Below are 15,706 nucleotides of genomic sequence, written 5' to 3'. Positions count from 1 at the left end.
GAAATGTGCTTGTTCAGTCTTTGTAAGTAATTTATTACAGCTATTTCTTGATACTGAACTTGTAAATGATGGTCTGTTTGAACTCTTCTCCAGGGTTTAGAATGACCGTCGGGAAGTGTGATTGATTGGGACTGTCTGGATAGTGTTGAGCCTCAAAACAGAAGCCTCCATGTTTGAGATAACGGTTTCCAGATTTCCCTTGGTCGTCAGCAAGAAAGTTTCCGGTGTATAAGTGGATACTAGGCTGGTCAGTGAAAACCTCTAACAGAATTCCACTTTCTTCGGAATAGGCTGTCGCAGCGGGGCTGCTTATAGGGGATTCATTGACGAATCCATGGTCGTACCCTGTCGCATAGCGTATCTGGTCTACTGGAGTATTGATACCCTGTGCGATCTTCTTTGCTTTTCTGAAGTCGAATGCTGTGTCTTCTACAGGTAATAGTCCACCTGTCGGAATCTGCTTGTCATCGATAGGGATAAAATGAGTAGAGGGAATTTCAATGAAATGATTAAGGACATCGCCATTACCTTCTCCGTTCAGATTGAAATAAGCATGGTTGGTTAGATTGACTACGGTCGTTTTATCAGTAGTAGCCCTAAAATCAATTTTTATCTCGTTTTCATTGGTGAGTTCATAGCTGACACAAGTATTTAGCGTTCCTGGAAAACCTTCCTCTCCATTGGGAGATACATAGTAAAAATCGACTTGTTTTTTTAAACTAACCTGTCTGTCCCATACTTTGCGATGAAAGCCCTCGGGACCACCGTGCAACGAGTTTTCAGCGTTGTTCTGTGCTAAGGGGAAAGAGGCGCCTCCGAGGTGGAAATGTCCAGCAGCGATGCGGTTGGCAAATCGCCCAATTGTGGCCCCATGATACTGCTCTCTAGCATGGACATACTCGTCAATACTGTTGAAACCTAAGACTACATCTACCAGTGTGCCTTGTTTGTTGGGGACCAATACACTAACTAGCCGAGCTCCGTAATCACTCAATGCAATCTGCATGCCCGCACGATTGGCTAAAGTCAATAAATGCGTGTTTTTGTTATTTAAACAACTTTCAAAAGCTTTGGTGTCGGGAAGTGTATAGATTGTCATGATTCGAAATTATTTCTATAAAAATAGCAAATATTTAGTTAGATCGGAAGTAAAAAAGGTATTCCTATAGGTTGTCTTACGAGAGATTTCTGCTTTAGGCTGTTAGGAAGAGAGAGGGGAAGTTGTACGGTGATTTTTCCAGTTGGAGTTGGTGAATGCAAAGCATTTTATATAAGTTTGCCATGCAAATCCAAAATATTGATGAACTGGAAACAACTGTTGTCTGCAAAGAGATGGGGCTATGAAGATCGTATCCCAAATGAGCAATTTGATGCAAGATCCGAGTTTCAGCGGGATTATGACCGTTTGATTTTTTCTTCTCCATTCCGCCGGTTGCAGAATAAAACGCAAGTGTTTCCTCTGCCTGGTGCTGTATTTGTTCATAATAGATTGACGCATAGTTTGGAGGTCGCTTCTGTGGGACGATCTCTGGGACGTCTGTTTTATAATCTAATGAAAAAGCAGCATCCTAACATAGATGAGGAAGTCCCTTATTTGCAAGAGGTAGGTAATATTATATCTGCCGCTTGTCTATCGCATGACTTGGGTAATCCAGCCTTTGGACACTCCGGTGAAGCTGCAATCTCTTCATTTTTTACCCAAGGAGTAGGACAGAAATATCAAGAACATGTATCTGCCAAACAATGGGCGGATTTAACCCATTTTGAAGGTAACGCTAATGCGTTACGTATACTGACACATGCTTTTAATGGCAAAGATGAAAAAGGCTATGCATTGACATATGCGACTTTGGCTTCTATTGTGAAATATCCATGTGCAGCCATAGATGGACATGTAAAGGGAAATCATCATCGGAAAAAGTATGGCTTCTTCGAAGGAGAAAAACAGGCATTTGAAAAAATAGCTATAGAACTGGGGCTTAAGAAGGATCCCACAAATCCGCAGGGTTATTTGCGACATCCTCTGGTATATCTTGTCGAAGCAGCGGATGATATTTGTTATAATATTATTGATCTGGAGGATGCTCATCATCTTAAGATTTTGTCTTATAAGGAAGTCGAAGAATTGCTGTTGCCACTTTGTGGGGGCGAAGAATTACGTAGTCGACTAGATGGATTGAATGACACAGGAAGCCGTGTGGAGTTATTGCGCGCCAAAGCTATTAATACACTGATCAACGGTTGTGCTGAGGTTTTTGCTAATAATCAAGATAAATTTCTTTCGGGTACGTTTGAAAGTTCACTGATCGATGCACTCTCTCCTGAGATTGTAGCACAGATGAAGAAAATTGAGAAGATATCTGTGGTAGAAATCTATAATGCCTCGGCTGTTGTGCAAATTGAAATTGCAGGTTATAAGGTGATGAACGCCTTGTTGGAGGAGTTTGTACCTGCTTATCTAAAGACAAATAAGACGATGTTTGATCGTAAGATTGTCGCCATGATTCCAGGGCAATTTCATACCGATAAAGAGGATGCGTATGCTAAAATTCGTGCAGTGTTGGATTTTGTGTCTGGAATGACGGACGTATATGCGGTGGATCTATATCGGAAAATAAAAGGAATCTCAATAGCATCTTTGGATTAGGTGATGGAGGTTATGAAAGTTATGGAGGTGATAAGAAAATGAAGGTAGTAATAGCGGAGAAACCCTCTGTTGCGAGAGATCTGGCCCGCGTAATGGGGGCAAAAGAAGTGAAAGATGGCTATATAGCAGGGAATGGCTATGCTTTTACCTATGCTTTCGGTCATTTGGTGCAATTGTGTACGCCACAGGCTTACGGTTTTCACAATTGGTCTGTGTCGAATCTACCGATTATTCCAAATCGATTTGATCTTGAAGTGAAGAAGGTACGGAAAGATGGAAAGCAGATTGATGATAGCGGAGCTCTAAAACAAATCCATATTATCAAAGGACTGTTGGAACAAGCGGATGAAATCATAGTGGCTACGGATGCAGGACGAGAAGGTGAACTTATATTTAGGAATATTTATTATTACTTAGGCTCGAAAGTGCCATTTAAAAGGTTGTGGATCTCTTCACAAACGGATAAGGCTATCAAAGAGGGGTTTGCGAATTTGAAAGAGGGACAGGAGTATGATAGTTTGTATCAATCGGCACGATCCCGGTCGGAATCGGACTGGTTAATCGGTATCAATGCCACACAAGCCATAACATTAGCAGCTGGCAACAAAGGTTTGCTTTCCTTGGGGCGGGTACAGACACCCACCTTGGCTATGATATGTTCGCGTTACCTCGAAAACAAAGATTTCAAACCACAGGCATTTTACAAAATACAGGCAGGTTTTGAAAAAGATAGTATCTCTTTTAAAGCGACTTCGGATAAGATCGAAAAAAAGGATGTCGCAGAAGAAACTGTTGCAAAACTGAATATCGGGACACAAACCAAAGTCGTAAAGGTAGAGGCAAAAGAAACGAAGGAACAACCCCCACTTTTATTTGATTTGACTTCACTGCAGCAGGATGCCAATAAAAAGTATGGCTACTCTGCGGATCAAACCTTGAGCCTTGCACAGACTTTATATGAAAAGAAGGTAATTACTTATCCAAGGACAGGTTCGCGGTATATAGGTGAGGATGTTTTTGAACAAGTGGAGGCGCTATTTCAACATTTGGCAGATACTGCTGAAGAGGGGATAGCGGCTATCTCTCGTAACTTAATAGGTGCGAAGCTGAACAAACGTTCTGTTGACGATAAAAAGGTGACGGATCACCATGCGCTATTGGTTACGGACGAAAAACCAGGGCCAATGCTCAAAGAACAGCAGAATATCTACAATATGATTGCAAAACGTATGGTAGAGAGTTTCTCTGAGGTTTGTTTAAAAGATATTACGACTGTAACAATTGATGCCGAAGGAGTAGAACTTATCGCCAAAGGTACGGTAATTCGCCAATACGGCTGGCGCCTATCTGCTGATCAGATTGAAATACCGGATGATGAAAAAAATACGGACGAACAGGATAATGAAAATGCGCAACTTCCTAAGTTGATGGCAGAAGAGATGTTGGAAATCCTCTCGCTGGAACTTTCTGAACGATTTACAAAAGCAAGACCTATTCATACGGAAGCGTCCTTGCTGAAGGCTATGGAGACTTCAGGAAAGGAGATAGAGGATGAAGAGATGAGGCAAGCTATGAAAGATTGTGGACTGGGCACACCTGCGACACGTGCTGCCACGATAGAGACATTGTTCCAGCGTGATTATATAAAACGGGATAAGAAAAAGCTTATTCCTACAGAGAAGGGCCTCGCGGTGTATAATCTGGTCAAGGATAGGTCTATAGCAAAGGTAACTTTGACTGGTAAATGGGAGCAGAAGCTTGAGGAAATGCGTGAAAACAAGGTCTCTTACGAGGTGTTTATGAAACACATCAAAGACTATACGGCGAAAATTACAAAGGAGCTGTTGCAACTTCGTATTTCTATAGCACAGGAGGAGATAAAACCCCAGCAAAAGGGAAAGATAAAATGTCCGAAGTGTCAGCCTGGAAATATACATCTCTATGATAAGGTTGCGCAATGTGATCATTATGCTAGGGGCTGCGATTTCAAGATATGGAGGACATTGAATGGCGTCTTTCTCGAAGAGAAAGAAATGAAAAGCTTGCTCGAAAAAGGAAAGACTTCTGTGCTGAAGGGGGTGAAGACTAAGGAAGGACAGATTGTGGAAGCACCTTTAGTCTTTGAGGATTTTAAGGTTAATGTTGGTTAAGACCTCTTATTCATTAATAATCGATTTTGAGTATAAGGGGCTCGTGGGTAAAACGTCAAAATACGGTCAATCCTCAACGATTCCGATAGATTGAAAATGTAAAACTTTACCTTTGCCCATATTATGGCAACAAAACTGTACAATCCCTTCGTAGATTTTAAATTCGATAACAAGACTTGCTTTTTGACTGGAGTGACTTTGGACTCTGAAGAAGAACGTATCCAGGTTTTTCCGGTATGGATGATGCGTTCTTTTGATTTAGAGGACAAGCCTTTTAAGTTGCTGGATGAAAGTATGATTACTTATAAAAAGTTGCAGCTACCTTGTTCAATAGCTGCTGCTGCAAAGATTGAGGAGGTGGAGACCGCTGTGGAGACTGCAATGAAGACAGGGTACGATGCGGTGAATGCATTGGATCAAATTACATTATTCCATTGGGTATCTAAGATATTGTATGGCGTTGTGTTTAATGAGATTCAGGTCGGAATAAAGCAAGCTGTACGGACGGGAGAAGAAATGAATTTTTCGCAGGCACTGGTGCATAAGTTTAGAAACTTACATGCGATGATGCAGTCTCTCTGTGTACCGATGGAGTTTGAACACCGTAATCCTTTTACCATTCAAGTATTCCCTGTGGATAGTACAGAAGATACATTTCTGTACCGTGATGAAATCAATACGCTGATTTTCTCATTGCGGATGAAGGATTTTGCGATTATCGCTACACTACAGGATAATGGTACTAATGCTATTTATCACGAGGATATTTTGGCGAAAGTAGCGGATAAAAAGTTGCACCCAATTCAGTTTGAAGAAATCTGTGCACGTTACTTTTATTCAGCTTACCTGTTTAATCGTTTGCCGGAGTATACCTATATGGAGACGCCTAAAGCTGTCTTTGTGGAGCCTATGCCTTTAAATGACTGGACGCTAAAACCTATATTTGATAATTGGACGGTGAAGACCTATGGGCAGGTACTGGAAAACTTTTGGAAACCTTGGGGATACCTTCTTTTTGAAATAATAAAAGATCCTGAAAATCCGATGTCATTTTTGACTGATGAAAATGGAGAGTTTAAGACGGTAGATGATCTGTCTAAAGCTTAGGGGATTCGGTATGATTTTTGTTTCTTTTTGATTTATGGAGACTTTATGATAGTCTCTTTTTAAATGTAAATCGTTAAGAGGATGGGTATGAAAGTAAGGTATGTGATGCTGTTGGTTGTGATGTTGCTGTCGTCCGCTGTAAAGGCTCTAGAAAAATCGCCTGGAAAACAGGATACGATTATAGTACCGCAGGTCGATGTGGTACCTCAATTTAAAGGGGGAGTGTCTGCTTGGAACCGTTTTCTGCAGAATCGAATGAATATCAGTGAGTTGGTTGGGTCAATGGATAGTACAGCCTATGTTACTTACGGGACCCGGCAGACTGCTGTTTTAGAATTTACGGTATGTGAAGACGGAGAGGTGTGTGATGTTGTAGTTCTTAATAGGGATAAGATAAGCCCGATTTTTGAGAAGGAGGTTTTGCGTGTGATGAGCCGATCTCCAAAATGGGAGGCCGCCACTAAAGACGGAAAACCTGTCCGTACCAAATTTAAACAGACTATTATGGCGATACTCGATTAACCCCAATAGGGTGTATGGCCCGAATTTATTTTCAGAACTATTGTTAAACTATTTTTTATTCCCGTTTTTCTTCTGCTTACCGGCATTCGGAGTTTTTTTTGCTACCTTCTCAAGTTGTTTGTTATAGAACCAAATCATTACGGATGGACCTAGGACTGGTACAGTCAGCGCCAAGAAAGTTAGAATAAGCTGTCCCCCGGTGGCGTTTCTCAACTTAAAGAGCCTAAATAGCATAATGCCAGTTAGGGCCATATGGATTAATAGTACAATATTTACTAAAGTTGCCTTGTCTATCTGCATGGAGTAAAGAGATTTTGCCCAAAAATAGTTAAGTTGTTTGGAATGTCAATCTTTTTGAAAAATCTTTACTACATGATGATTCATTTAGTTTTTATTGATTAGTTTTGTGTTAAATCGAATAACATATAACCGTTCCTGTGGCATTAGTATTTAAAGATGGACGTCCTGTTGTTAGGCTAAGAGCGTTTCGCGCTATTGATGACCCTCGGACTTGCGAGCGTTTTATAGAAGGGCACGCGCATGTCTTAACGGCAATAGGAGTAAAAAAAGTAACCTCATCCAAGAATGATTGGATGTATAATCCTGCGGCTTTTGTTTTAATCGTGGAATCGTTGGATGGTGAGAATGTGTATGGTGGTGCTCGTATTCATGTTGCTGGAGGAACACAACCTCTACCTATTGAGGAAGCGACAGGTAATATGGACGCTAAGATATTTGATCTCGTCTGGGATTATGCACAAGATGGAACCGGAGAAGGCTGTGGGCTTTGGAATTCGAGAGAGATTGCCGGCTATGGAATCGGGAGTATCTTTCTAACGAGAGCCGCTATTGCAATAGCACCTCAAATCGGTATTAAATCTCTTTTTGCTCTTTGTGCACCTTATACGATAAATCTGACTAAAAGCGTCGGGTACCGTCAAGAGACTAGTGTCGGAAATAATGGTACATTCTATTATCCTAAGCTCGATCTCTTGGCCACGACAATGATTCTCGATGATGTAGGGAGTCTAGAAATGGCATCTGAAGAGGATAGAGCGGCAATTATGGCGCTTAGGGAGAATCAGAATTGTACGCGGATTGAGGTCTTAAGATCCAAAGAGATTGAAATACAATATAAGCTTGACCTGGATGATATGGATAAATGGGATTTGAAGGGGATGATTGCCAATACCAAAAAAAGAACCGAACTTGAGGTCGATACCAATGATGATGATATCGAAATTATGTAAAACCTACTTATGAATAGAATATGACGGACGAATTAGAATCTAAATTCCCTCATAAAGTACTTTTTTTTAGACTTTCTAATAAGGTTGACAGAGGCCAACTGGAAGAGCTAAAAAAATCAGGAGATATTGTTTTTTTCTATGATGAGATCGAACGACAATTAAAAGAATTGATTCGTTGTAGATATCCAATGGGAGTAAATCCCGACGAGGAAGAGAAGCTTATCCAAGACTTGTTACAAGGTAAGACTAAAGAGGAATATGGGGTGTGGGTTTACTATCCGTGGTGCCGATCTTTGGTTCATCTACTGGATGAGGCCGAATTTGTAGAGGTGCGGACTAATAGGAACCAGCTTAAGATTTCTAAGGAAGAGCAGCTGCGACTTTCGGGTAAGAAAATAGGTGTTATAGGACTTTCTGTAGGTCAGTCTATTGCACTGACCATGGCGATGGAACGAATCTGTGGTGTCTTGAGACTAGCGGATTTTGATAGCTTAGATTTGAGTAACATGAATCGGTTACGGACGGGAGTTTTTAATCTGTCAGTTCCCAAAGTTGTTATCGCAGCTCGAGAAATAGCGGAGATTGACCCTTATTTGGTAGTAGAGCTATTCCCGCAGGGAATTGATAGTAATAATTACGACGAGTTTTTGAAAGGTGATGGCGGGCTTGATGTCTTGGTAGAGGTTTGTGATAGCTTTGAGGTGAAACTGGACAGCCGATTTAGATCTAGGGCAGCAAAAATACCTGTAGTGATGGACACGAATGACCGTGGTATGTTGGATGTCGAACGATTTGACCTAGAACCAGATCGACCGGTTTTCCATGGGTTGGCAGGTGACCTGACGGTAGATACGTTGAAGATGTTGACAAGTGGAGAGCGCTCTGCTTACTTGATGAAAGTTGTTGAAGCGCAGAATCTCTCTGTAAAAATGAAAAACTCTATTTCAGAGATCGGTCGTACTATTGCTTCTTGGCCACAACTCGCATCAGAAGTTGTCTTAGGAGGAGCGGTGACGACAACGGTATGTCGGGAAATCTTGTTGGGCCGTACCGTAAACTCTGGACGATATTATTTGGACGTCGAAAAAGCGATAGGTATTACAGATTGATGCAATTTAGATATTGTAGAAGCTAAGCTAATGTAAAATGGATTGTAGAAAGTTTCTGTTAATTTTCCTGATTATCGCACCCTTTTTGTGTGCCTATTCTGGTGAACCATTTCAGTTTTTTAAAGATCGTGAAGGTCAGTATATCGGGAAGAATATTTCTATTTTTAAGGATCCTACGAAGCAGTTAACATTTGAAGAGGTCAGAAGCCAACCTGATCTTTTTAAGGAGAATAAGCAAGAGGTTCCTAATCTGGGGGTAGAGGACGTTAATAACTGGATTCGTTTTTCTATTAAAAATGAGTCTGATATAGAAGACCTGATTGTTAACCTCTCTCAGGCAAATATCGATGAAGTCGTATTCTATTCCTTACGAAATGGTGTTGTAGACAGTCTGAATGTTAATAGTAACGTTAGTTCTGCGAAATTGGCTTATCCTCATCAGTATTTTTTATTTGAAGTTCCATTAAAGAAAGGGGAGGAGATAACCTGCTATCTCAGGTTGCTCAGTAATACACAGCTGTCTGCTCCAATTTCTATTTACAGTGATAAGGGACTGTTTAAAACCCTTATGAAAACAGACGTTTTCTCTGCTATATATATAGGGCTGATGCTTTCCATGATCCTTTATAATATATTTTTGTATTTTTCTACACGGGAAGCACATTATTATGTCTATGTAAGCTATATATTCTGGGTTACTATAGCGCAGCTAGCTATTCTAGGCCTTTTAGGCCCCCTGTTTTCTATAGAGAATAAGTGGATTTCGGAGCGGCTACTCACTTTTTCTGGTGCGATGTCCGGCATTGCGGCTATTTTCTTTGTGAAGTCGTTTTTACAGACAGCTAAAGAGTCTCCAAAATTCAATATGCTATTGAATGTGTTTCTAATAGGATATGTGGTAGCGATAGGGCTTTTGATTGGAGGTGTTTTTATTCCTGCCTACAAAATGGTAAATATTGTTGCCGGTGGAGGTTCTACAATCGTCTTGATATTGGCTTTTCAGCTATCGCAACAGAAGTATAGACAAACGAAGTATTTTCTTGTCGCCTGGTGTATATTCCTCGTAAGTGTCTTGGTGTACGTACTTAAGGATTATAACATACTACCTTATAACTTTTACACCTTACGCGCGGTTCAGATTGGTTCAGTTATAGAGGCTATTCTGCTTTCGTTTGCATTGGGAGATAAAATCAATATCTATCGTAAAGAGAAAGAAGAATCACAAACACGGGAATTGATTATATCGCAGGAGAATGAGCGGTTGATTAGGGAGCAAAACATTGTGTTGGAGCAAAAAGTTAATGAGCGTACGCTCGAATTGACAGAATCCAATGAATCTCTGCAAAAGACATTGACACATCTTAAAGAAGCGCAGTCTCAACTTGTGGAGGCGGAAAAGATGGCTTCTTTGGGACAGTTGACTGCTGGTGTAGCACATGAAATTAATAACCCTATTAACTTTGTAACTTCAAATGTAGCGCCACTGAAAAGGGATATTAAGATGGTGTGGGACACATTGGATGAGGTGGAACGCATCGCTTTTGCTGAAGGCCTTTCGCAAACCGAAAAACAGGAACAGATTCAGGCGTATAAGGAAGAGTTAGATATTGACTATCTAAAAGAAGAGGTCGATTTTCTCTTGAAGGGAATGCATGACGGTGCTAGTCGTACTGCGGAAATTGTAAAAAGTCTCCGTATTTTTTCGAGGGTCGATGAAGACACTTTGAAGTATGCTGATATCAATGAGGGATTAGAATCTACGCTGATCATCTTAGGAAGTATTATAAATGAAGGGATCGACGTGCAGAAAGTATATGGTGATATTCCCGAAATAGAATGTTATGCTGGGAAATTGAACCAAGTGTTTTTGAACATACTGACTAATGCCATTTACGCTATCGACAAAAAATTTGAGCGAGGCGATGGCGGGGTGCTGAAAATAGAAACAGGAGTCTATGAAGATCCAAACTATATTTTCATTTTGATATCGGATAATGGTATAGGTATTCCGCAGAATATCAAAGAGAAAATATTCGAACCGTTTTTCACAACAAAAGATGTTGGAGAAGGAACCGGCTTGGGTATGTCAATCGCTTACAATACAATTGCAAAGCATGAAGGAAAGATAATTGTCGAATCTGAGCTAGATAAGGGCGCGATTTTCAAATTAATTATTCCGATTAAACAAGATTGTTAGAAAAATATAAAAGAAGTAAATAGGCTAAATTTACGTAACTTTGTATATAGAGTCATTTGGTTAGTACGTTTTTATTGCCAAATTTATGCAACAGGTTCCAGAAATATTATATATAGATGATGAGGTGAATAACCTAGTTGGCTTTAAAGCCAACTTCAGATATCATTATCTGGTTCATACAGCGTCCAATACTGCCGAGGCAAGGGAGATATTACGTACGCATCCCGATATCCGAGTTATTTTCTGTGATCAACGTATGCCCGGAGAGCTAGGGGTAGATTTCTTACATAATATTAGAACGGAGTTCCCGAGACCGATTCGGATTTTACTGACTGCCTATGCCGATATGGAAACCGTCGTGGATGCTGTGAATAAGGGACATATTTTCCGTTTTGTTCGTAAGCCATGGCAGCAGGAAGAAATCATTTCTTCAATTGAAGAAGCTAACAAGTTCTATATAGCAACTTCGATGTTGGATATTCGTAATGAGGAGCTGCAAAAAGCCTATCATGAGTTAGATAAGTTTGCTTATAGTGTGAGCCACGATTTGCGCGAGCCTCTGACCGGTATTCTGACGGCTATAAAGCTTGCTGCTGGATTTGATCAAATAGAAAGGGTACACGAGATACTAGGATTAATGGAAGGCTCCTTAATGCGCTTGGATGCCTATATAAATAGTCTGCGTGATTATTTCTTATTGCGTCGGGGCGAGTTGGAGCTGTCAGATATAGATTTTTATAAGCTTTTCGATAATATCGTACAGTTTTATAAAATGTATACCAAGAATAATCAAGTTGCTCTGAATGTAAAAGTCGAACAGTCGGACACTTTTAGAAGTGATCATGCTGTTCTAGAGCTTGTGTTACATAATCTGCTCTCTAATGCCTTCAAATATCAACGAAAAGATTCAGACAACAAACAGGTAAATCTATCTGTCATAGTTAAAGACGATTATGCTACGATAGAAGTAAGCGATACGGGTGTAGGGATTTCTCCAGAATATATTAAAGACATATTTAGGCTCTTTTTTAGGGCGAGTAACGAAGCTGAGGGGATGGGATTCGGTCTTTATAATGTTCAGAATGCGCTAGCAAAACTACAGGGTACTGTCGCTGTAACTTCAGAGTTGGGTAATGGTACTACCTTTAAGGTAGTAATACCAAATAAGTAACCCTTTCTTTTATCTATAGGGGATGAAAAGAAAGGGTTGTCTAGGTACCTGTCTGCAATAAAGGTTTCTCAATGGTTTTACGAAAGTAACTTCTGACGTAGTAAAAACTCCAATTGCTCGTTGGATACCTCTAGTTTTGAGTATGTTTCTAATATATCTTTGCGTTCAGAATAAACCTCGTAAGCACGCTGTATAGTTTCATCTAATTCTGCCTCGCTCCAAGGTTTGCTAAGATAATGGTATATCTTTCCTTTATTAACTGCGTCGACGACAGCGCCCATGTCTGCATAACCAGTTAAGAGGATACGCATCGGCTCTGGATTGATTTTAATAATCTCTTCTAACAATGCTACACCGGTCATTTCAGGCATTCGCTGATCCGTAATGATAATGTCGATGTGGTTTTTCTTGACCATATCGATAGCCGTAGCACCATTAATTGCAGTAAGAACCTTGTATCTTAATCGAAAGGTAGCTTTAAAGGAAATCAAATTGTTTTCCTCATCATCTACATACAATACTGTAATTTTACTTTTGTTTTCCATAGTTTTATACTTCACCCCGTCTAGATAAGAGAAATTCTTAGCTATACAAAGTAATGAAAAGTATCGTAAGAATCAAATAGTTTTCTGTTGTTTTTGTTGATTATCAATTGAAAAAAGATGATTTTTTAGAGAACTAATTGGTTAATAATAAGGCGTTTTGTTAAAAATGCGAAGAGGTTGCCTCATTAAGACAACCTCTTTACTATTCCCTTTTGTAAGAAAGTTCTAATTATGTACGTCTTCTTGTCTAAAGATCTTCGCACCTAGGTATTCTCTATTCAATCGAGCAATATTTGTCAATTTTATTCCTACAGGACATTCAGCCTCACATGCACCAGTATTGGTACAGTTACCGAAGCCTTCAGCATCCATTTGGTCTACCATAGCTTGCGCACGCTCGTAACGTTCCGTCTGTCCTTGCGGTAATAAAGCAAATTGAGATACTTTGGCAGAGACAAATAACATTGCAGAAGCATTTTTACACGCAGCTACACAGGCTCCACAACCTATACAAGTCGCTGATTCGAAAGCTTCATCAGCAATACGTTTTGGAATAGGAATAACGTTGGCGTCAGGCACACCTCCTGTATTTACATTGACGTAACCTCCAGCTTGTTGGATACGGTCGAATGCTGTACGGTCTACGGCTAAATCTTTTAATACTGGGAATGCAGCTGCTCTCCATGGTTCGATGACGATAGTCTGTCCATCATGGAAGCTACGCATATGCAATTGACAAGTTGTAGTACCTTCCATAGGGCCGTGAGGGCGACCATTGATTACCAACGAACACATCCCACAGATACCTTCGCGACAGTCGTGATCAAAATATATAGGGTCTTCACCTTTACGGGTAAGATCATCATTGACAATGTCTAACATCTCTAAGAAAGACATGTCATCAGCGATGTCTTTGGCTTGGATGGTTACAAATTGTCCTTTTGCTTTATCATTTTTTTGACGCCAAACCTTCAGCGTTAAATTCATGTGATTACTCATATCTGTATAGTATTGAGTACTGAGTATTGAGTATTGAGACATTGCGCATATCCCGATACGCTATACGCAATACTATTTATAACTTCTTTGTGTTAACTTAACGTTTTCGAATACCAGTTCTTCTTTGTGAAGGACCTCAGGTTGATTTTCGCCAGTGTATTCCCAAGCCGAAACGTAAGTGAAGTTCTCATCATCACGTTTAGCTTCGCCTTCTTCTGTTTGTGATTCCAAGCGGAAGTGACCTCCACAGGATTCGCTACGATTTAAGGCATCATCCACCATTAATTCTCCAAGTTCGATAAAGTCTGCAACACGACCTGCTTTTTCTAAAGACATATTCAGCTCTTCATTCTGTCCTAATACGGATGCATTAGACCAGAATTCTTTTTTAAGTTCTTGAATCATGCCTTTTGCTTTAGTAAGACCTTCAGCTGTACGGGCCATACCACAGTATTCCCACATGATATGTCCAAGCTCTTTGTGGATATCATCTACGGTTTTAGAGCCACGTAAAGCCAATAATTTGTTGATGTTATCTTCTACCTCTTTACGAGTTTGCTCAAAAGCAGGATGGTTTTTGTCTACAGGATTGAAGTTTCCTAGGCCAGCCAAGTAATCTCCAACAGTGTAAGGGATTACAAAGTAACCATCAGAAAGTCCTTGCATTAATGCAGAAGCACCTAGACGGTTAGCCCCGTGGTCAGAGAAGTTGGCCTCTCCTAATGCATATAATCCAGGTACTGTAGTCATCAAGTTATAGTCAACCCATACGCCACCCATAGTGTAGTGAACAGCTGGATAGATACGCATCGGTTGTTTGTATGGGTTTTCGTCAGTAATCTTGTGATACATATCGAAAAGGTTACCATATTTAGCACGTACGCTATCTTCTCCAAGGCGAGCAATTGCGTCTTTGAAGTCTAAGTAAACAGCGAAGCCTGTCTTTCCTACACCACGACCATCATCTACAGCTTCTTTTGCATTACGCGAAGCTACGTCACGAGGTACCAAGTTACCGAAAGAAGGGTATTTACGCTCTAAGAAGTAATCTCTGTCATCTTCTTTGATATCTACAGGTTTCAATTCGCCTTTACGTACTCGTTCTGCCATTTCTTGTGTTTTTGGAACCCAGACACGACCGTCGTTACGTAGAGATTCTGACATCAAAGTCAGTTTTGATTGGTGATCCCCAGTTACAGGAATACAAGTAGGGTGAATCTGTGTGTAACATGGGTTGGCAAAGAAGGCTCCACGTTTGTGTGCTCTCCATGCTGCTGTTACGTTACAGCCCATTGCGTTTGTAGATAAAAAGAATACGTTTCCGTAACCACCTGTACATAAAAGAACAGCATGACCTTCATGTGATTCTATTTTACCCGTTACCATATCGCGGGTAATTACGCCTCTTGCATGGCCATCAATCTTTACGATATCTAGCATTTCGTGGCGCGTATAGGATTGAACTTTTCCTTTTTGAATCTGACGGTTCAAGGCAGAGTATGCTCCTAATAATAGTTGTTGTCCTGTCTGACCACGTGCGTAGAATGTGCGTGATACTTGAGCTCCACCGAATGAACGGTTGTCTAAAAGACCGCCGTATTCGCGTGCGAAAGGAACACCTTGAGCCACACATTGATCAATAATGTTTACGGAGACTTCTGCCAAGCGATATACGTTTGCTTCGCGTGCACGGTAGTCTCCTCCTTTGATCGTATCATAGAATAAACGGAAAACCGAGTCACCGTCATTTTGATAGTTCTTTGCAGAGTTGATCCCCCCTTGTGCAGCAATAGAGTGAGCACGACGTGGAGAATCCTGGTAACAAAATGTTTTAACATTATAACCTAGCTCAGCTAATGAAGCTGCAGCAGAGGCGCCTGCTAAACCTGTACCAACAACGATAATTGTAAATTTACGTTTGTTAGCTGGGTTTACCAGTTTCATATTGAACTTATGTTTTGACCATTTTTCGGCCAATGGGCCTGCTGGTACTTTTGAATCTAACATAA

At 40.5% G+C, this 15,706-nt stretch carries 13 protein-coding genes; 8 read left to right on the top strand and 5 right to left on the bottom strand.

The features are described 5' to 3' along the window. Positions 1-40: 40 nt before the first annotated feature. Positions 41-1,099, bottom strand: a complete 1,059-nt coding sequence (locus CLV99_RS00810) for an aldose epimerase family protein (protein ID WP_133582590.1) — start codon at positions 1,097-1,099, stop codon at positions 41-43. 201 nt (positions 1,100-1,300) lie between these two features. Between CLV99_RS00810 and CLV99_RS00805 the strand changes: the two genes are divergently transcribed. The 4 genes from CLV99_RS00805 to CLV99_RS00790 all read left to right on the top strand — a co-directional run bounded on the left by CLV99_RS00805 (position 1,301) and on the right by CLV99_RS00790 (position 6,426). Beyond that, complete coding sequence (locus CLV99_RS00805; protein WP_133582589.1) at positions 1,301-2,647, top strand: deoxyguanosinetriphosphate triphosphohydrolase; 1,347 nt, start codon at positions 1,301-1,303, stop codon at positions 2,645-2,647. A 38-nt stretch (positions 2,648-2,685) separates the two neighbouring features. Beyond that, a complete protein-coding gene (locus CLV99_RS00800) occupies positions 2,686-4,797 on the top strand; it encodes a type IA DNA topoisomerase (RefSeq protein ID WP_133582588.1) in 2,112 nt (703 codons plus the stop codon). 123 nt (positions 4,798-4,920) lie between these two features. Beyond that, entirely contained in the window at positions 4,921-5,904 is a 984-nt protein-coding gene (locus tag CLV99_RS00795; RefSeq protein ID WP_133582587.1) for a hypothetical protein, read from the top strand. A gap of 87 nt (positions 5,905-5,991) precedes the next feature. Then, on the top strand, positions 5,992-6,426 hold the full coding sequence (locus CLV99_RS00790; protein WP_162849968.1) for an energy transducer TonB: 435 nt from the start codon (positions 5,992-5,994) through the stop codon (positions 6,424-6,426). A 48-nt stretch (positions 6,427-6,474) separates the two neighbouring features. Here the strand turns inward: CLV99_RS00790 and CLV99_RS00785 are convergent, their stop codons facing one another. Further along, a complete protein-coding gene (locus CLV99_RS00785; RefSeq protein ID WP_133582585.1) occupies positions 6,475-6,726 on the bottom strand; it encodes a hypothetical protein in 252 nt (83 codons plus the stop codon). Positions 6,727-6,863: 137 nt separating this feature from the next. Here CLV99_RS00785 and CLV99_RS00780 point away from each other — a divergent pair, with 137 nt between their 5' ends. The 4 genes from CLV99_RS00780 (at position 6,864) to CLV99_RS00765 (ending at position 12,153) form a co-directional block, all read left to right on the top strand. Then, on the top strand, positions 6,864-7,676 hold the full coding sequence (locus tag CLV99_RS00780) for a hypothetical protein (RefSeq protein WP_133582584.1): 813 nt from the start codon (positions 6,864-6,866) through the stop codon (positions 7,674-7,676). 20 nt (positions 7,677-7,696) lie between these two features. Beyond that, on the top strand, positions 7,697-8,785 hold the full coding sequence (locus CLV99_RS00775) for a ThiF family adenylyltransferase (protein WP_133582583.1): 1,089 nt from the start codon (positions 7,697-7,699) through the stop codon (positions 8,783-8,785). Between the two features lie 37 nt (positions 8,786-8,822). After that, the gene (locus CLV99_RS00770; RefSeq protein WP_133582582.1) at positions 8,823-10,982 is read left to right on the top strand and encodes a sensor histidine kinase; all 2,160 of its coding nucleotides are present in this window, start codon (positions 8,823-8,825) and stop codon (positions 10,980-10,982) included. A gap of 85 nt (positions 10,983-11,067) precedes the next feature. Beyond that, a complete protein-coding gene (locus CLV99_RS00765) occupies positions 11,068-12,153 on the top strand; it encodes a hybrid sensor histidine kinase/response regulator (protein WP_133582581.1) in 1,086 nt (361 codons plus the stop codon). 77 nt (positions 12,154-12,230) lie between these two features. On the opposite strand, the gene CLV99_RS00760 is transcribed toward CLV99_RS00765, so the two are convergent. The 3 genes from CLV99_RS00760 to CLV99_RS00750 form a co-directional block, all read right to left on the bottom strand. After that, the gene (locus CLV99_RS00760) at positions 12,231-12,698 is read right to left on the bottom strand and encodes a response regulator (protein ID WP_133582580.1); all 468 of its coding nucleotides are present in this window, start codon (positions 12,696-12,698) and stop codon (positions 12,231-12,233) included. Between the two features lie 225 nt (positions 12,699-12,923). Next, positions 12,924-13,697, bottom strand: coding sequence for a succinate dehydrogenase/fumarate reductase iron-sulfur subunit (locus CLV99_RS00755; protein WP_031301390.1), 774 nt, complete (start codon positions 13,695-13,697; stop codon positions 12,924-12,926). Positions 13,698-13,769: 72 nt separating this feature from the next. Next, entirely contained in the window at positions 13,770-15,704 is a 1,935-nt protein-coding gene (locus CLV99_RS00750; RefSeq protein WP_202101938.1) for a fumarate reductase/succinate dehydrogenase flavoprotein subunit, read from the bottom strand. Positions 15,705-15,706: the final 2 nt, after the last annotated feature.

It is taken from the genome of Sphingobacterium yanglingense (assembly GCF_004363245.1).
Taxonomy (GTDB): Bacteria; Bacteroidota; Bacteroidia; order Sphingobacteriales; family Sphingobacteriaceae; genus Sphingobacterium; species Sphingobacterium yanglingense.
This window is presented reverse-complemented; position numbering and strand designations above follow the sequence as displayed.